The 18395-nt window shown below is 44.0% G+C and carries 20 protein-coding genes; 8 read left to right on the top strand and 12 right to left on the bottom strand.

Annotated features, from left to right (window positions below; genetic code table 11):
• Window positions 1-156 precede the first annotated feature (156 nt).
• The 5 genes from hemQ (at window position 157) to ACE1TF_RS16950 (ending at window position 6759) form a co-directional block, all read left to right on the top strand.
• Window positions 157-909 (top strand): hydrogen peroxide-dependent heme synthase, encoded by a 753-nt coding sequence (gene hemQ / locus ACE1TF_RS16970; RefSeq protein WP_375018530.1) that lies wholly within the window; start codon window positions 157-159, stop codon window positions 907-909.
• Window positions 910-1054: 145 nt separating this feature from the next.
• Window positions 1055-3328, top strand: coding sequence for a 5-methyltetrahydropteroyltriglutamate--homocysteine S-methyltransferase (gene metE / locus ACE1TF_RS16965; protein WP_375018528.1), 2274 nt, complete (start codon window positions 1055-1057; stop codon window positions 3326-3328).
• Window positions 3329-3443: 115 nt separating this feature from the next.
• Complete coding sequence (locus ACE1TF_RS16960; RefSeq protein WP_042425811.1) at window positions 3444-3866, top strand: cell wall hydrolase; 423 nt, start codon at window positions 3444-3446, stop codon at window positions 3864-3866.
• A gap of 27 nt (window positions 3867-3893) precedes the next feature.
• Window positions 3894-4286 carry a spore coat protein GerQ gene (gene gerQ / locus ACE1TF_RS16955; protein WP_042399616.1) on the top strand — a complete coding sequence of 131 codons (393 nt, stop codon included), beginning with the start codon at window positions 3894-3896 and terminating at the stop codon, window positions 4284-4286.
• A 676-nt stretch (window positions 4287-4962) separates the two neighbouring features.
• Window positions 4963-6759 carry an ABC transporter ATP-binding protein gene (locus ACE1TF_RS16950; RefSeq protein WP_375018525.1) on the top strand — a complete coding sequence of 599 codons (1797 nt, stop codon included), beginning with the start codon at window positions 4963-4965 and terminating at the stop codon, window positions 6757-6759.
• Here ACE1TF_RS16950 and ACE1TF_RS16945 read toward each other — a convergent pair.
• Window positions 6644-7333: an RNA polymerase sigma factor gene (locus tag ACE1TF_RS16945; RefSeq protein WP_375018523.1), complete on the bottom strand. Its 690-nt coding sequence runs from the start codon at window positions 7331-7333 to the stop codon at window positions 6644-6646. The genes ACE1TF_RS16950 and ACE1TF_RS16945 overlap by 116 nt on opposite strands.
• Window positions 7334-7345: 12 nt before the next feature.
• Complete coding sequence (locus ACE1TF_RS16940) at window positions 7346-7921, bottom strand: ATP-dependent Clp protease proteolytic subunit (RefSeq protein WP_042399721.1); 576 nt, start codon at window positions 7919-7921, stop codon at window positions 7346-7348.
• 239 nt (window positions 7922-8160) lie between these two features.
• On the opposite strand from ACE1TF_RS16940, the gene ACE1TF_RS16935 reads away from it, so the two are divergent.
• From ACE1TF_RS16935 to ACE1TF_RS16925, 3 genes are all read left to right on the top strand, one after another.
• Window positions 8161-8397 (top strand): ferredoxin family protein, encoded by a 237-nt coding sequence (locus ACE1TF_RS16935; protein ID WP_042358088.1) that lies wholly within the window; start codon window positions 8161-8163, stop codon window positions 8395-8397.
• Between the two features lie 133 nt (window positions 8398-8530).
• Window positions 8531-9364, top strand: a complete 834-nt coding sequence (locus ACE1TF_RS16930; RefSeq protein ID WP_375018521.1) for a DUF368 domain-containing protein — start codon at window positions 8531-8533, stop codon at window positions 9362-9364.
• A gap of 18 nt (window positions 9365-9382) precedes the next feature.
• Window positions 9383-9931 (top strand): hypothetical protein, encoded by a 549-nt coding sequence (locus ACE1TF_RS16925; RefSeq protein WP_375018519.1) that lies wholly within the window; start codon window positions 9383-9385, stop codon window positions 9929-9931.
• A 37-nt stretch (window positions 9932-9968) separates the two neighbouring features.
• Here ACE1TF_RS16925 and ACE1TF_RS16920 read toward each other — a convergent pair whose 3' ends face one another.
• The 10 genes from ACE1TF_RS16920 to ACE1TF_RS16875 form a co-directional block, all read right to left on the bottom strand.
• A complete protein-coding gene (locus ACE1TF_RS16920) occupies window positions 9969-10340 on the bottom strand; it encodes a DUF423 domain-containing protein (RefSeq protein ID WP_375018517.1) in 372 nt (123 codons plus the stop codon).
• A gap of 18 nt (window positions 10341-10358) precedes the next feature.
• Window positions 10359-10616 (bottom strand): DUF5327 family protein, encoded by a 258-nt coding sequence (locus tag ACE1TF_RS16915; RefSeq protein WP_375018515.1) that lies wholly within the window; start codon window positions 10614-10616, stop codon window positions 10359-10361.
• A gap of 141 nt (window positions 10617-10757) precedes the next feature.
• Window positions 10758-12530: a M3 family oligoendopeptidase gene (locus ACE1TF_RS16910; RefSeq protein WP_375018513.1), complete on the bottom strand. Its 1773-nt coding sequence runs from the start codon at window positions 12528-12530 to the stop codon at window positions 10758-10760.
• A gap of 123 nt (window positions 12531-12653) precedes the next feature.
• Window positions 12654-12839 (bottom strand): hypothetical protein, encoded by a 186-nt coding sequence (locus ACE1TF_RS16905; protein WP_042399607.1) that lies wholly within the window; start codon window positions 12837-12839, stop codon window positions 12654-12656.
• Between the two features lie 74 nt (window positions 12840-12913).
• Window positions 12914-13954 (bottom strand): AbrB family transcriptional regulator, encoded by a 1041-nt coding sequence (locus ACE1TF_RS16900; RefSeq protein WP_375018511.1) that lies wholly within the window; start codon window positions 13952-13954, stop codon window positions 12914-12916.
• Window positions 13955-13956: 2 nt separating this feature from the next.
• Window positions 13957-14637 carry a uracil-DNA glycosylase gene (locus ACE1TF_RS16895; RefSeq protein ID WP_375018509.1) on the bottom strand — a complete coding sequence of 227 codons (681 nt, stop codon included), beginning with the start codon at window positions 14635-14637 and terminating at the stop codon, window positions 13957-13959.
• Window positions 14638-14664: 27 nt separating this feature from the next.
• Window positions 14665-15456, bottom strand: coding sequence for a hypothetical protein (locus ACE1TF_RS16890; protein ID WP_375018507.1), 792 nt, complete (start codon window positions 15454-15456; stop codon window positions 14665-14667).
• 56 nt (window positions 15457-15512) lie between these two features.
• Window positions 15513-15992: a 23S rRNA (pseudouridine(1915)-N(3))-methyltransferase RlmH gene (rlmH, locus tag ACE1TF_RS16885; protein ID WP_042399712.1), complete on the bottom strand. Its 480-nt coding sequence runs from the start codon at window positions 15990-15992 to the stop codon at window positions 15513-15515.
• 166 nt (window positions 15993-16158) lie between these two features.
• The gene (locus ACE1TF_RS16880) at window positions 16159-17373 is read right to left on the bottom strand and encodes a S1C family serine protease (protein WP_375018505.1); all 1215 of its coding nucleotides are present in this window, start codon (window positions 17371-17373) and stop codon (window positions 16159-16161) included.
• Between the two features lie 221 nt (window positions 17374-17594).
• Window positions 17595-18395 carry an MBL fold metallo-hydrolase gene (locus tag ACE1TF_RS16875; RefSeq protein ID WP_375018503.1) on the bottom strand — a complete coding sequence of 267 codons (801 nt, stop codon included), beginning with the start codon at window positions 18393-18395 and terminating at the stop codon, window positions 17595-17597.

Below are 18395 nucleotides of genomic sequence, written 5' to 3'. Positions count from 1 at the left end.
ACCGGTGTTTTTTCTACTTGAGCTTGCTTCTACCTAGCCATCTGGTCGAGGCGTTTTTGACGGCTTTGTGAAAGGAATGCTTACATTTTAAAACGCTCGGTTGCTTATGCTATGATTGGATAGAACATGTATGGTAACAGAAAGGAGCATTCAACTATGGGCGAACCAGCAGAAACGATTGATGGTTGGTATAGCTTGCACGATTTTAGAACCATTGATTGGGCAGCACTAAAACGGCTCCCAGAGGATGAACGTCAACAGATCATTACCGAGTTTAAAGACATGGTCGAAGACTGGATTGACAATGAACAACGCGAAGAGGGCAGTTACGCCGTCTACTCGATTGTCGGTCAGAAAGCAGACTTGATGTTTATGCTCCTTCGTCCGACGATGAAAGAGCTAAACGAAATTGAAAATGCCTTTAATCAAACTCGCTTCTCGGAGTTTACGATACCCGCGTACTCTTATGTTTCGGTAGTAGAGCTAGGGAAATATATGTACCGTGGAGACGGTGATCCCCTAGAGGATCCTAGTATTCGTGAACGAGTCTTCCCAATTCTACCTAAATGGGAGCACATTTGCTTTTATCCAATGGATAAAAAGCGCGACGGCGATGATAATTGGTACATGCTCCCCGCAAAAGAGCGCGGACAAATGATGTACTCCCACGGAATGATTGGCCGTCAATATTCTGGCATTGTCAAACAAGTCATTACAGGTTCTGTCGGCTTTGATGATTGGGAATGGGGAGTTACACTCTTTGCTCATGACGTCCTTCAGTTTAAGAAGCTCGTTTATGAAATGAGATTTGACGAAGTTTCTGCACGATTTGCTGAGTTCGGATCGTTTTATGTTGGAAACGTTTTACCCCTTGAGGAGATTGACTTCTTCTTCACACCGAAAAACTAAACAACCATAAAAAGGATATTTTTGTTAGGAAATTGAACAAAAATATCCTTTCATTCTTTTTAATAGTGCAGTACGCTAAAGATAGAAGGAAAATTTCAATTTGTTTGTACTGTTATTTTCTTTACAAGGATAGGAGGCAGATCTTGTGACAACTTCAACATTAGGTTATCCAAGAATTGGAGAGCAACGAGAGTGGAAAAAAGCGCTAGAAGCTTATTGGGCAAAACAGACAACAGAAGATGAGCTTCACAAAGAAATGAAGGACATTCGTCTGAACCATTTGAAAAAGCAACAAGCAAGTGGCATCGACGTCATTCCTGTCGGTGACTTTACTTATTATGACCATATGCTGGACATGGCGGTCATGTTTGGGCTTATTCCTGAACGTTACGGCAAGATCTCTGGTCAAGTTCCTCTTGATACGTATTTCTCAATGGCAAGAGGTAGCCAAGATGTACCTGCTTGTGAAATGACAAAATGGTACAACACAAACTATCACTATATCGTTCCTGAACTTGAAGGCTTAACTCCTTCATTAACCGATAATCGCCCACTGGCTTTATACAAGGAAGCAAAGAAAGAGCTTGGCATTGAAGGAAAGCCTGTGCTTGTGGGTCCTTATTCTTTCCTTAAATTGGCGAAACATTACGAAACTGCACAATTTGGTGACTGGCTACAACAACTTACTCCTCTTTACAGTCAAGTTCTGAAAGAACTTGCTGACGTTGGGGTACTATGGGTTCAAATTGATGAGCCTTCCCTCACGGGTGACGTATCTGAAGAGGAGTTGGCACTCATTCAACAAGCATACGAAACACTTAGAAGCGACGTGCCACAGCTAAATATTTTGTTGCAAACGTATTTCGACGCGGTTGATGCTTATGAGACGATTGTCGAATTACCTGTTGCCGGCATTGGCCTCGACTTTGTCCATGATGGAGGCAAAAACCTACACGCTGTTGAGACGAAAGGGTTCCCTGGCGACAAGGTGCTTGCCGCCGGCGTGATCGATGGTCGCAACATTTGGAAGGCAAAAGTCATTGATAAGCTCACCTTGCTTCAACAATTGGAACGCTCCGTCGCTGATCATTCCAAGCTTTGGGTTCAACCTTCAGCCAGTTTACTTCACACACCTGTTACGGTGAAAAACGAAACAGAATTGGACCCAACACTTAAACGCGCCCTTTCTTTTGCTGATGAGAAATTGCTCGAAGTTGTTACGCTCAAAAAGCTGTTGGAAAGCAAAGAAGATGGAGACCGTACCGCCATCCAAGAAAACGAACAGTTGTTCAAAGATTTAGAAGCAACAGGCTGGAGAAAAGAACAACCTGATACCGCACCTTTTGAAGAAGTGAAGCGACCACTCTCTTATGAAGAGCGTCGCCAAAAACAATTGGAGAAATGGGATTTACCGATCTTACCGACAACAACCATCGGCTCGTTCCCACAAACAAAAGAAGTACGTCGCCTGCGCGCGCAGTTAAAGAAGGGAAATTTATCACAAGAAGCGTATACTGAACAAATTGAAGCGCACATCCGTACATGGATTCAACACCAAGAAGACATTGGTCTCGATGTGCTCGTTCACGGAGAATTTGAAAGAAACGACATGGTTGAATTTTTCGGTGAGCGTTTAGACGGTTTTGCCTTTACGAAGCACGCATGGGTTCAATCATACGGGTCGAGAGGCGTAAAACCTCCAATCATTTATGGAGATGTTGCTTTTAAGTCGCCAATGACGGTCGAAGAAACGGTCTATGCGCAATCGCTAACGAAATTACCGGTAAAAGGCATGCTCACAGGGCCAGTTACCATTTTAAATTGGTCTTTTGAACGAGACGACTTACCGAAGCGCCAAGTCGCCTTCCAAATTGCTGAAGCGATTCGCGCAGAAGTTGCGGCATTGGAAGAGGCGGGTATTGAAATGATCCAAATTGATGAGCCTGCTCTTCGTGAAGGGTTGCCGCTTAAACGAGACGATTGGCAGTCCTACCTTGACTGGGCGGTACACGCCTTTAGACTGAGCTCTTCTTATGTAAAAGATACGACGCAAGTGCATACGCACATGTGCTATAGTGAATTCCAAGACATCATTGATGCGATTTCAGCCTTGGATGCAGACGTGATCTCCATTGAAACGTCTAGAAGCCAAGGTGACATTCTTAGCACGTTTGAAGACAACGTGTATGATAAAGGCATCGGGCTTGGTGTTTATGATATCCATAGCCCACGCGTTCCTGCAAAAGAGGAGATGCTCCATGTCATTCACCGCGCCCTCAGCGTGTTACCGGCTGACCTATTCTGGGTAAATCCAGATTGTGGGTTGAAGACCCGTAGCGAAGAAGAAACGATTGCTGCACTAAAAGAAATGGTAAGCGCCGCTGTCGTTGCACGTGAAGAAGTAAGTAGTAAATCTTAACGCAAGAACAGAAGCACTCTCCTAACTACTATAGGGAGAGTGCTTTTTTGCTTTGAATACGCATAATTCGAACATCGGTTCATAGACTGTATAAGTATGTTTGGGAGGTGCGCTTATGGCGGTTGTTGCTGCAACAGAAGAGGACATTCAGACACTTGCTCGTCTCATACGCGCAGAGGCGGAAGGCGAAGGGAAGCTCGGCATGCTCAATGCCGGCAATGTGATGGTAAACCGGACGCGGTATGACTGTTCCGATTTCACAAACATCCGTAACATTCAACAGATGGTCTATCAGTCTCCTGGAGGTTTTGAAGCAGTACAAAAACCATATTTTTATCAACGGGCCAGAGACCAAGACGTTGAACTCGCTCGTCGTCTCATACGCGGTGAACAATTCCATCCTGGTGAACGTGCGCTTTGGTTTTTTAGGCCTGACGCTCCTTGCCCAGGTGAGTGGTTTGGGCAGCCGTTGTCAGGGCAATTTAAAGCACACTGCTTTTACAACCCTACTTATTCTGAATGTCCACAAGTGTACTAACCATCCAATTTGAAAGGGGTCGACGACATGTACATGAATCCTTGGTATGGGCACTACCCGCAATATCCTCAACAACCAGCATCATCACAACAGAGGCAACAGCCTCAATTGAATGTTCCGAGCCCTGAAGGCTCCATGCTACCGATTGAACAATCGTATATTGAAAATATTTTGCGATTGAACTTTGGTAAAGAAGTGACTATCTACATGACATTTGGCAGCGGTGGCAATCAGCAAACGCAAGTATTTGTTGGCCAACTAGAAGAAGCAGGTCGCGATCACATCATTATAAGTGACAGTGAAACTGGCCAATATTATTTACTTCTTATGGTTTATCTAGACTATATTGTGTTTAATGAACAGCCAGAATACGCCTATCCATATAGCGGTGGTCAAATTGCTTCACAAAGCCCAAGATAACCGGACGACTAGGCGACTACACCCCAAAAGTTAGTAGCATAAACAAACTTTTGGGGTTTTTATTTTCCAAATTATGGTAAGTCGTTACATTATCATGCAAAAACAGAAGCTGCCAGAGATAATCAACAACGGGATGGGCATCTATATTATATGTTCGTCTCCAGAAAGTGGTTTGCTTACATACTGGGGGTCAGAAAAAAGAACATTCGACGTAGACGGTGCTCGCTTTCGACATAGAAGTTGGTATTGTACCTAGGAGATAGACACATACTGGTTGAATATTTGACACACTTCGATGTGGGGGTGCGCAAACGATAAGTGCACGTTTTCGACACGGAAGTGCTCACTTTCGACAAAGAAGTGCTCACTTTCGACACCCATGTGCACATATTCGACATAAATGTGCTCGCTTTCGACAACGATATGCACTCTTTCGACACCGATGTGCTCACTTTCGACAATGATATGCACTCTTTCGACAGCGATGTGCTCACTTTCGACAAAAAGCTACACTTTAGCACCATCGTCTCCCTTCACCGACGATGGTGCTAAAGTGTTTGGAGTGGAAATAAATGAACAACACTCTTATAGAACACAATTTTTGACAGCTAAAAATCAATCCGATAGTCTTTATTTCATAAACGTAACGTAAATACTAATGCTTGGGAGGTGTACTATGGGCACAAGTTCATCACAGCGACACTCGCAAAGTGAAGAGCCACCAAAACAGCAGATCAAACATATGCTCAAAGATTTAATTCGTAGAATTAGGCCCCATTGGAAGCTCGTCTCCGTTGCGATCGTAGCCGTTTTTCTCGTCGCGATGATTGAATTTTTCATTCCCCAAGCAGTTCAATATACGATCGACGTCGTCATACCCGAGGCATCCATTTCTTTACTCGTTTCGGTTTTTTTCGCTGTCGTCGCAGGTGCGGCCTTCTTAATTTTATTTCAATTTATCGGCAGTTTTTTTATGGCAAGGGTCGGACAATCTGCGCTTTATGACTTGCGAAATGATTTGTATGAACACCTTCAACAATCAGACGTCGCTTACTTTGACCGGACACGAACAGGTGACCTAATGTCGCGCATGACGAACGACGTCAATATGCTGCAACAATTATTATCTTCTGGCTTACTAAGTTTAATTACTGACATCTTCATTTTCTTTGCAATCAGCATTTATATGTTTTATGTAAACTGGCAGCTAGCGTTGTTCGTATTGCTCACCTTCCCCCTACTCTTTTATGTGACGAGAAAATTCTCAAAGCGTATGCGCAAGGCGTACGGGCAAGTACAGGCGAGTATCGGAGAGATGAACAACCATCTACAAGACACCTTTTCTGGCATCCGACTTGTGAAGTCCTTTGCTGCGGAACGGTTTGAGATGAATAAATTTCTAAAACGCAATGAGCAAAACCGGTCTGCAAATGTACAAGCGGCCAAAAACTTTTCTCTGTTCGGACCTCTTGTGAATGCGATCAACTATTTAGGTTTGGCGATCGTTATTGCGGTCGGGGCCTGGCAGACGATGGCAGGTGAGATGACCGTCGGGATGATCGCGACATTTTTACTTTACTTGCGATTGCTACAAAACCCGATTCGTCGGGTAAGTCGGCTTATGAACACGATTCAGCAAGCCGCAGCGGCTTACGACCGCATCCAAGCAGTGCTCAGCACAAAACCAGCGATCGTTTCCAAAGAAAATGCCCCTGCCCTTGAAATTACCGACGGAGAAGTTACATTTCGACAAGTGTCTTTTTCATACACAAATGAGAAGCGTGCCGTTCACGATGTGAATTTCACACTCGAAGGCGGAAAAACAACAGCGCTCGTAGGTGCTTCAGGATCAGGCAAGACGACGGTCACTCAGCTCATTAGCCGATTTTACTCACCTGACCACGGAGATATTATCATTGATGGAACAAACATTAAAGATGTGGATATTTCCTCTTTGCGGTCACAAATTGCTGTTGTCTCCCAAGACATTTTTCTTTTTAATGGAACGATCGCCGAAAACATCGCTTACGGACAACCCGATCGATCATTCAAAGATATTCAACAAGCAGCGATGATCGCTAATGCTGACGGGTTTATCTCCGAGTTTAAAGATGGGTATGAAGCAGAGATTGGGGAACGCGGGGTGAAGCTATCAGGTGGACAGAAACAAAGGATCAGTATTGCCCGGGCAATATTGAAAGACCCGAAGATCATTCTGCTTGATGAGGCAACTTCAGCTTTAGACACAGCTTCTGAGAAAGCGATCCAATCTGGGCTTTCAAGATTGCTCAATCACCGGACAGCGCTCGTCATTGCGCACCGGTTATCAACCATTCAACATGCGGACCATATTGTTGTCATGGAAGACGGAGAAGTCGTTGAATCAGGTACACACGAACAACTGCTTCTTGAAAAAGGCGTATATGAACATTTGCATGCTTTGCAATTTCAACATGAAGAAGTACGCACATAAAAAAGACCGAAAGCAGTTCGCCTCGGTCTTCATAGTCAAAGATGCTCGACAGTGCTTGCAATTGTCCCGTTCTAATCATATACGCCAGCTGTTGGGCGCGCTTTGCTCTTTTCGTGCCAACAGGAACATGAATGCCGTGCTCATCTTGCTCTTGAAACGTCCCCGTATGTGCTCTAGCCCGCTGTAGCAACGCTTTTATAGTCGTTTCAGGGACATTCAAGTGGTCAGCAATTTCTTTTATTTTTAAGCAAAAGCCAAAGCGCAGTACAAATACGACTAACTGCTTGTTTGTCAGGTGTTGCACAAGCCACTCAGTGACGAGAATGAGTGTATGATCGTCTCGTTGGTCGGTGATTTTCTCATTTGAAATATTCGCTATTTCTCTTGGGGCTTTGCGCCATTGATCGACCCACACAGAGCGAGCGGCTTTTTTCATATACGTTTTGTTTACTTCTCGTTTCGAGGAAGTGGCGGCTTTTAAAAACGCATCGTGAGCAAGATCGTACCCATCCTCCTTGCTCAAATAGCGACAATAACGAATGAGCGCATCGTATGTTTCGTTCCAGTCGTCCAACTCGTCTCCTCCTTACGTTAAAATTTCGTCAATGATTCCGTAATTCAACGCTTCCTTTGCACTCATAAAATAATCACGGTCAATATCTTTTCCAATTTGCTCTTCTGATTGACCGGTTTTTTCAGCGAGTTGTTTCTTGATCACTTCTCTTTGTTTTTGAATCCGGTCTGCGTAAATCAACATATCAGCTGCAGGTCCTTTAGAACCTCCAGAAGGCTGATGAATCATCACTTCCGCATTGGGTAAGGCTCTCCTTTTGCCCTTTGCCCCCATAGCTAAGATGTGTGCACCCATTGATGCCGCCATACCTGTGCAAAGCGTGTTTACCTCTGGTTTAATTACATTCATTGTATCAATAATCGCAAACCCTGCCGAGATCGAACCTCCAGGAGATTGAATATACAAGTGAATGTCTTTGTTCTCATCTTCTGACGCTAAAAATAACAATTGAGCGACTACGGAATTGGCGAGTTGGTCGTGAATTTCCGTACCGATAAAAATAATTCGGTCTTTCAACAACCGTGAATAAATATCATAGGAGCGCTCTCCCCTAGCCGTCTGTTCAATTACATAAGGAACATGCTGCATCTTTTTTCCTCCTTCAACAACTTCTTTTTCATCTACGTAAACGAAAAGAGTATGAAGAAGGATATGGGGGTGAAAAATATAATTCATGAAGTTCCCCTGTGTGCTGTTCATGGAGGAATATGATACAATCATGTGAGTAACTGATCAACGTCGGGTCTGGCTCATTAATTTTTGGACAGCCCTTTAAACGATATATCATCGTTCGTTATCATGATTCTAATAGGGAGGTGAGAGACGACATGCCATTTGTTATTACGTCTGCTTGCAAAGAGGAAAAAAATGGTTCTTGTGTAGAAGTGTGCCCTGTCGATTGTATCGAAGAAGGGAAAGACATGTTCTACATTGATCCTGATATTTGCATAGATTGTGGAGCGTGCGAACCAGTCTGCCCGGTTGAAGCCATCTACCCAGATGATGAAGTACCAGAAGAGGAAGCTCAATACATCGAATTAAACGCACAGTATTTTAATCAATAATGCTCTTGTTAATCGTAACGGGACAGCGGCTTTTAGCTGCTGTCTTTTTCTCGTCTCAAATCGATAGATTTTTTAAATTTCACATGGTATAACTGAGAAGCAAGATACAGTTTGTACATTGTAGGGGGCTTTTATGGGCAAGCTTGATTATCATAACTTATGGCGAGGCTTCATTATGGGAACAACCGAAGTTGTGCCCGGAGTGAGCAGTGGAACAATCGCCGTCGTTCTCGGCATCTACGAGCAATTAATTGCTTCAATTAACGGATTATCTACGCGAAAGTGGAAACAGTCCATTCTGTTCCTTGCACCACTTGTCATCGGTATTTTTATTGCCGTATTTTCCATAGCAAACCTCATTGATTTTCTCTTTGAGCATTATACAGCACAGCTGTTTTACTTATTTTTAGGGTTAATTCTTGGCGTGCTACCCTTTTTAGTAAAGCGCGTTCGAATGAAACAAACATTTAGCTCAAAACATTACGTGATTCTCGCTTTATCCTTCGCCATCATTATTGCGTTTGGTTTGTGGCAAGGCGTCCATAGCGAGGAAGCAGAAAGCCTGTTACCGAGCATTACGACCGGCGATTATGTTGCCATCTTTTTTGCCGGTTGGGTTGCGAGTTCCGCAATGCTGCTCCCAGGCATTAGTGGTTCATTTATTCTTTTAATTACAGGCTACTATCGCACGATCATTGACGCACTTTCGAACTTGCATTTCCCTGTACTAATCACACTTATTGCCGGGATTGGGGTTGGGGTGCTTATTACGAGTAAAATCGTGCACTTTTTCCTCCAACGCTTTCCAGTTGGAACGTACGCAGTTGTAATCGGAATGGTTGCAGGTTCAGGGATTATTATCTTCCCAGGCATCCCACTTGATTTCGCGGCTGCATTCACATCAATTGTCGCCTTTTTCGTCGGTGTTATTATCGCACTACTGCTCGGAAGAGTGGAACATAAGTAAGAAAGCAGGGTTGTCGTTTTGGATACCATCATTTATTTTCTCATCGTGCTTATTATCGCCGCCGTTCCGTTTTTGGAATATATGACGGCGATTCCCGTAGGCATTGTCTTCTTTTCTGACATTAGTTCGACATTGACGATTACAGCTGCCATCATCGGAAATTGGCTTACCGTCTTTTTGCTCATTTTGCTCATCGACAAGATTCGAGCAAAGATCAAAAATCGCGAAAAACCAAAACCAGAAGTCGTTGAAGACGCAGCTGAAGAAATTGTAGATGCCGAGCCTAGTGTTGAAGACGCGCCGGAAGAATACGCAGTTGAAGAAGAGCAATCAAACATGTTCTCTAAGCAATCGCAGCGAGCAAGAAAATATTGGGATCGCTTTGGCTTACCAGGATTAGCCATCATTGGTACAGGGTTGCTGAGCAGTCATTTAACCGCCGCACTTGCGTGCTCGTTTGGGGCAAATCGTGCATATTTAACACTTTGGATGACCATTAGCCTCATTCTTTGGTCGATTGTTTACGGAGCATTGATTCATTTTGGTGTCATTGCTATATTTGGTTAATAGTAAAGGCAGGAGGGCTCGATGCCCCCTGCCTTTTTTATCTTTTCAACGCTGCGACGAGTAGAAAGACCCAACCGGCAATAAAAGAAACGCCACCAATTGGCGTAATGGCTCCGAGCCACGTCATGTTTGTAAGCGCCATGACGTACAAACTGCCAGAGAAGATCACAATCCCTACGCTCATGAAAAGAGCCGCCGCTTGAAGTCTACCATTCACCCCTTGATGTGTTGCAAACAGACCGATGGCGATAATGCCTAACGCATGGAACATATGATATTGCACGCCTGTCTCGTAGTTCTCAAGCATACTGCTACTTACGATCCCTTCCAAGCCGTGAGCGCCAAATGCGCCAATTGCAACAGCGAGTGCAGCAAACAGCGCCCCGACAGCAACCCATGTATGTTTCACGTAGAACAATCCTTCCTTCTAAAAGTCGAGTAGACTTCCTTCTTCTTGTTTTTGTGGTGTTGATTGTACGGTTGGCATTGGTGCTCTTTGTACCTCAGTTGTTTCCTTAACAACGGGTGCAGAGACCTTTTTGTCCCGATCATCTATACCTTCAATCAGTTCACAATAACCCCGAATTGTATGTGCATGCTTTTCTAGGTTCCGATGATTACCAGCTTGTTCGGCCTGCGCTAGACGTTCAGTCTCTTTTTGAATTTGCTCAATCACCGTTTTCATCGGTATACTCAACAATCATCGTCCTTTCATTTAATCTACCGCTAGTTTACCACAATCTTCTCATCTGCTAATCGTTTTTAAACGTTTCTTCCATCAAAAAAACACCCTAAGCAATCGCTTTAGGGTGCAGATCGTCCGTCATTATGCTTCTGTCAATTTCAAAAACTGTTCGATGTCTTCTACGATCGGTTGCGCTGCATCGAGCCAAAATTGTTTATCGGTCAAGTCTTTGCTTAAATGCTTTCTCGACAAATCTTCAACAGACATGCTGGCTGTGTCTTTTAATAAGTCAATATACGCGCGCTCGAATTCTGAACCGGCTGATTTTGCATGTTCAAGGATACCGAGGCTAAACAAATAGCCAAACGTGTACGGGAAGTTATAAAATGGCACACGTGTAATAAAGAAGTGCATTTTTGAAGCCCAGAAATACGGATCATACTCAGAAAGCTGATCATGATATGCTTCTTTTTGCGCCTCCACCATGAGTTCTTTCAGTGCACCTGCTGACAACCACTCGGTTTTTCTACGTTCATAGAAGCGCTTTTCAAAGAGGAAGCGAGCATGAATATTCATGAAAAATGCGGCAGAGCGATTGATCTTCGTGTCCAACAAAGCGATCCGCTCTTCTTCGGAGGCAGCTTCTTGAACGGCTGCGTCTGCGACGAGCTGTTCGGCCAATGTGGAAGCTGTTTCAGCAACGCTCATGCTATATCTCGTCGAGAAGTAAGGCATGTCTCCCATCGCCCGTTGATGATACGCATGACCGAGTTCATGAGCGAGTGTTTGTACAGAACTTGGGGTGCCGTTATACGTCATGAACACACGGCTTTGATTGGAGATCGGGAAACTCGTACAAAACCCTCCAGCTCCTTTGAAATCACGATCCTCAGCCTCGATCCAGCGCTTCTCTGCCGATTCTCTTGCAAAGTCGGCCATAATCGGGCTTAGCTTTCTGAAATGACGCTCAATTTGATCAATGGCTGTGCTAAACGGTGTCTCGCTAGACACCGTTGTACCCATCGGCGCCGACACGTCATGCATCTTCATTTCTTCTATGCCAAGCATTTGTTTCTTGCGCTCCAAAAACTTTACGAGCGCTGGTTTCACGTCTTCAATTGCACTCCACATACGATCCAGTGTCTCTTCGCTCATACGATTAATTAATAACGGTTCATGCAATGGATCGGACCAGCCTCTGCCTTCATAAAGCGATAAGCGGAAGCCACCTAGGTGGTTTAACGTTTCTGCAAATACATCTTCATACTTTTCCCACTCTTTTCGGAGTGCTTGTGACCATTTTTCCCGCTCTTCTCGATCACTGCTTCCAAGTTTCGTATTGGCTTGGCCAACAGATAGCGTCTCACCATCAACGGTCACGCGAATATGACCAATCAGCGTTGAATACATATCATTCCATCCGTGGTAACCATCTTTACTTAGTGATTCAGCTAGCTGCTCGAGCTGCTTGTCCATCTTCCCTTTCGCACGTTCACGACGCTCTTCCATAGGAAACGTTAAGCCGTCTAGTTCTGGCTTTTGTACGAGCTCTCGCCACTCTTCATCTTCTAAAGACGCAAGAAAATGCTCAAAGTCGGCTTCCATTGCTTTAAGTCTAGAGCCGAGCTGGACAGTCACCATCTTCCATTTCTTCGCTTCTTGATCTCTCGTATCATCGCTAAGTAAACAAGAAATAAACGCACTTGCTTCTTGCACTTCAGCCGTTAATCGCTGAAATGTTAGAAAATAATCGCTAAAAGACATCGATGTTAATACACCATCGTTCACATCTGAACTAAGGTCGTTAATTGACTTTTCCAATTTGTTGACATGTTCTTGAAATTGTCCTGATGTTGCATCTCCACCTGAAAATATCGTTGTAAGATCCCATTGTAATGAAGTTGTTGAAGACATACCACCAGCTCCTTTTTTTCATTAAGTGTTAGCATACCATATTATAGGCGGTTTGTATGGTTGAATGACGTTTCAGATCGTTAAAAAGGGCGGTGCTCTCAAAAGAACACCGCCCTCATTTTGTTATTTCTTCTCGTCAATTTTCTCGTACCCGTAGGCTTCAATCTTCTCGAAGTTCTCGGAATCTATGATCCAATAATTATCTTCTGTGTCACGTACGATGACTTCGTCCTGTTTAAAATCCTTTCGCGCCTCTTCTACGTCTGTATAGCGCTGTGCCATTATCTGCAAATCACCGATAATAATCATCGGCCTTCACCTCCAAGTAGTAAAGGTTTTCCCCATCCCTCATTCAGATAAACCCTTCTTACATGACAGTTTTGTTACGACTTCTTTAAAATCAGTCGCAAGAACAGAGGTAAAACGAGAAAAATACTGACCATCCGAATGATATGCAGGCTCGCAACTAAAGAAGGCTCTAGCTTCAAAGCAAAGGCGGTAGAAGACATTTCCGGTGCACCGGCTGGGACGGTACTTAACAGACTTGTTACGTAATTTAGCGGGGTCATCATAAAAAATAGCAACGCGACGAAAAGAGCCATCCCTACATACATCGCTAGAATCTTCAAACTGGGCACGCCAATGGAGGATAGCCGCTTCACCGTTGATCGCTCAAAACGTATGCCTACCATCGCTCCGATCAATACTTGTCCGACTCCTGCAACATAGTTCGGTAAAGTGCCTAAATCAAACACAAATTGACTGAGCAAAAAACCGACTACGATTGAATAAATGAGCATTGCGCCTGGGAATGTAAACAGTCGATGCAGCAGAAAGGCAATACTAATCACTACCGCAAAGAAGAATAGTTGATTCGGCTGCAGTTGCGTGGACGCTTCTGTAAATGTCTCTTGACTTCCTTGCCCATAAAACATACCGACCCCAAACGGGATAAGAAGCACAAACATCGTAATCCGCGCTGTATGAAAAGCAGCGACGACTCGCTCATCTGCTCCGTAATGCGCGGAAAGGGCAATCACTTCCGATGCACCTCCGGGAACGGTGCAAAAAAACGCCGTCGTTCGGTCTAATCCCGTCCATTTGTTAAGCAACAGACCAAAACCAAGACCACCAAAAAGTGTAATCATAAGCGTCACGAGTAGCGGAAAAAAATACTGGTGCAAATGCACAAAAAGCTCGGCTTCCATAATGATTCCGATGTTTGCCCCAACAAGCGCGAGGGCAAGGGCAAACGGCCATCCTTTAAAATTATACGTCTCAATGAATAGCCCATAAAAAATGCCCGTTAGTAAAGCCCCTAACAACCAACCAGCAGGCACACCCATCGTTTGAAACACAATACCTACGATAAATGCAACGAGCAGAAACCCAACCTTCTTTATCCACAACTTATCCACAGGCATCGTTATTGGTCAGCTTTCTGCAGACACCATCGAACTTCTTTGATTCCATTGGAACGGAGAAATTCGTTTGCCTGTGAAAATGGCCGACTACCAAAGAAACCTCGATGTGCCGCAAACGGACTAGGGTGTGACGTTGTAATGATGCAATGTTTTTCGTCAACCATCTGTGCTTTGGCAGCTGCATGCTTTCCCCAAAGCAAGAAGACGACCGGGTCTTCCTTTTGATTTAGACTACGTATAACCTGATCGGTAAACCGCTCCCAACCTTTGTTTTGATGAGAAGCAGGGGTCCCTTCCTGTACCGATAGAACCGTATTCAATAACAGCACACCTTGTTCCGCCCAAGACGTTAGATTACCATTCTCAGGTGCGGGGCAACCAAGATCACTTTCTAATTCCTTAAAGATATTTCGTAGAGACGGTGGAATGGAAACACCCGGTTGGACAGAGAAGCTCAACCCATGAGCTTGCCCCGGGCCGTGATACGGATCTTGCCCGAGAATGACTACTTTCGTATTCGCAAATGACGTTATATGTAGTGCATTAAACAAGTCATACATCGATGGATAGATCTTCTTTGTTTCATATTCTTCTTTCAAAAATGTCCGGAGTTGTTGATAATAAGGTTCCTCAAATTCATCGCCAACAACATCGCACCAATCGTTCTCTAACGGTAGTCCCATTCCTTATTCCTCCTATACATTCAACGTCTACCTCTTAATATGTAAAAATAAAAATGTGAGCACACCGAGCAATCGCCGGTGATCCGTTTCCTCCAGCGAATCGGACAATTCGACAATATGATTTTCCATATCACGAAAAATGTGCGTATACTCATGCGGAAAACGACCTTGATAGAAGCTCGCCCACTGTCTTTTGTGATCATCTGTGAGAGTGAAACTCGTAGTAAAATCCGCATGAATAGGCAATAACAGCTGGTCAGTTGCATCCTTTAATTTTCCTTGAATACTAAAGATTCGGTAGTCTTCTTGCTCATAAGACCCTATGTGGTGTCCATCTTCATTCATAATTGTCACATATGATTTAAGAAACCATCCTCGCTTTTGAAGATGCATGACCTCCCGTTCGGATTCGTCATACATCGTATAAGTGAACGGAAGAATTGTAATCAAGTCCGATTTGAAAAACGGAGATAATAAATAGCCGTACCACGGGAGGGTTTGAAGCTTCGCTGTACCCACATAACTTCCGTCTTTCTGGAAAAACAACAACTGTGGAAAATAGGCCACATTTCTCTGAATCACAAGATGGTCAAGTTGCAACATCGGGATTTCAGATTGAGGGACGACCAAATCTTTCACTTGATTGTATTTATAATGACTGACTGGAATGATTGCTATCGAACCGATCATCAATACGAACAGGGGTAACGATCCTAACCAATCATTCGTAAAGAAGATTAAGACTAAGAGAATAATAGCTACGATCACGCTAAGAATATAGGACGCATAAATTCTCCGTAAATACATCGTTTTTATCATATTCAAAACCTTTCACACACTCACCGATGCTTGTTTCATGTGAAACATTGTGCTTCTTATTTATGATAAGGGGTGCCTTTATTAATTTGAACCGCACGATAGATCTGTTCTGTTACCATTAGCCGCATCAATTGGTGAGGGAATGTCAACGGTGAAAACGACCACTCATAGTCTGCCCGGCTTCTTACGTCTTCACTAAGCCCGAGAGAACCGCCAATTATAAATGTAAAATCACTCGTACCATATGTTGTAAGTTGCTGAATTTTGTTAGCAAGTGCAGTAGAATCAATCATTTTTCCTTGCCGTTCCAAAGCAACAACGTATGATTGTGGCTTGATTTTATGTAGAAGTCGCTCCCCTTCTTTTTGTTTCACGTGGTTCATTTCTTTGTCGCTAAGTCGCTCTGGCGCTTTCTCATCTGCCACTTCAATAATTTCAAACTTCACATCGGTTTGCAACCGCTTTTCAAACTCAGCAATTCCCGTTAGTATGTATTTTTCCTTGCATTTTCCTACAGTAAGTAATTGAATCTTCACGTTATCCACCTCTTTATCCACAATAGTTATCCACATATTCACAGCTAGGACAAGCACTCCTCTATGTAACAGACTTTTTGTATCGTCCGGGTGTGGACAACTTAAATGTTCCGCACAATTGTATAGCTCCCCAAGAAAGCATCTCGAGGAGCTACACCCATTAATTCTATAGCATATCTTGCTGTTCACTTAGCGTTACTGTCGTTTCCATTTGTTCGCCATTTCGGTAGAACGTCACACTCATATCATCGCCCACATCAACATCTGTATACAAATGTCTTCGTAAATCATGGGCAGCTTCAATCGGCTCTCCATCAAGTTCAACGATGACATCATATTGTTCTAGACCCGCTGCGTCTGCTGGAGAATTCGGCACGATCTCATGAATAAATACCCCTGCACCAACATCCTCTGGCAAATTCAACGTTTCCTGCCAATGATAGCTCGGAATCTCATCTAGTGAGCCAATCATAACGCCCATTTCAGGACGGTGAACTTCACCATATTGCTCAATATCTTGAATGACAGGCAGCACAATCGTCGTTGGAATCGAGAAGCCAATTCCTTCAACTTGGGCTAGCTTCATTGAATTAATGCCAATCACTTCTCCTTGGATGTTGAGAAGCGCTCCCCCACTGTTTCCAGGGTTAATCGCAGCATCTGTCTGTAACACTTCTGCGTTCCAATCAATTTGTCCATCCCCTGTCAAATCAACAGGCACACTGCGTTCCGTTGCGCTAATGATCCCTTGTGTGACGGTGCGGGCAAACCGTGGTCCGAGCGGATTCCCTATAGCAATCGCAGGCTCCCCAACACGCAGTTGATCGGAGTCTCCAAAGTCAGCGACGGTATCCACATTCTCAGCGTCAATCGTAAGCACGGCGAGGTCGGTCCAAATATCTGAGCCGACGAGCTCTGCAGGGACGCGCTGTCCTTCGCTTAGGCTCACTTCTAATTCATCTGAACCTTGAATCACGTGCTCGTTCGTGACAACGTAAGCAAGATCTCCTTCTACTTTATAAATAACACCAGACCCTGTTCCAGCTTCGACACCTTCTTCGTTTTCAACACCGCCAGCGCCACCCCAAAAGCTTGTATTTTGGAGGTTAAACACACCAACGACAGAATCTGATACGTTGTCAACGACATCTGTTACATCCGTCGTCACATCGAGGTGGACCGTTTCTGAGTCTTCGGCAAAGAAGTCTTCTTCTTGATCATTTTGTTCTTCATCTTGAGCTGCACTTGACCCACCGATGTTCATCATCTGACCAATACTTACGATGCCGATGACAAGGGCTGCACCTAAAATAATGCCTAAAAAAATCGAACCTTTACTTTTCCTTTTTCTTGATGGGTAGTGATCATCATAATAACCCATGGCTGCTCCACCTTTCTTTCTTTGATTACTATTGTCTGACATGCCCCCCATGTCGATTTACTGATACCGTAACGAGAAAGAAATTGTGAATTGCACAGGATGTACCATTAGTGTAACGAATCACTCAGCGAGCCGTCCAACAATTCATCCGCAATTCATTCACCATTAAACTACCCTTTTTTGTTTCATTTCAATCAAATTATACAGAGGTTCTTTCCCTATTATGACAATAAACGAAGCGGCGTCGGTGAGAAAGGGTCCGTATCAACGAGTTGAACACCCGCATGTCCCAACGTAACCTCTTGTTCTGCCAACGTTTGCTCGACAGTCATTCTCGCCAAATCCTTCATATTGTTATCGAGACTCAAATGAGCAAGGTACACATGTTTCGTTCGCTCGGTAATAATTTCAGACAACGCTAACGCACTATCTTCATTTGATACGTGGCCACGATCGCCAAGAATTCTCCGTTTCACATTCCAAGGATATTTTCCCATTCGCAGCATGTTTGTATCATGGTTTGACTCAAAAACTAAGGCATCGGCTTCTTTTAATGTGCCTTTAATGCGCTCGCTCACATACCCCATATCTGTGGCAATCGCTAGTTTCTTTTTTTCATGGTGGAACACAAAAAACATTGGATCAGCTGCATCATGGGAGACGCCGAATGTTTCAATGTCCACATCTTCAAACGTTGCGATACGTCCCGTTTCTAAATGGAAACGCTGCTCAGCATTCACGGGCCCGATGGAAGACTCCATCGCTTTCCACGTCTTCTCGTTCGCGTACACGGGCGCGTTATACTTTCTCGCAACGATGCCGACCCCTTTAATATGATCAGTATGCTCATGACTGACAAGAATGGCATCAATATCAGAAAGAGACCGATCAATACTACGAAAAAGCTCTTCAATTTTCTTTCCGCTTAGGCCAGCATCAATCAAAATTTTGGATTTATCTGTTTCAACGTACATAGCATTGCCCGTACTGCCACTTGCGAGAACGCTGAATTGCATACTCAT

This window comes from Geomicrobium sp. JSM 1781026 (assembly GCF_041949955.1).
Classification (GTDB): Bacteria; Bacillota; Bacilli; order Bacillales; family Marinococcaceae; genus Geomicrobium_A.
Note: the sequence above shows the minus strand (reverse complement) of the source record. Positions and strands in the feature narration are given on the sequence as shown.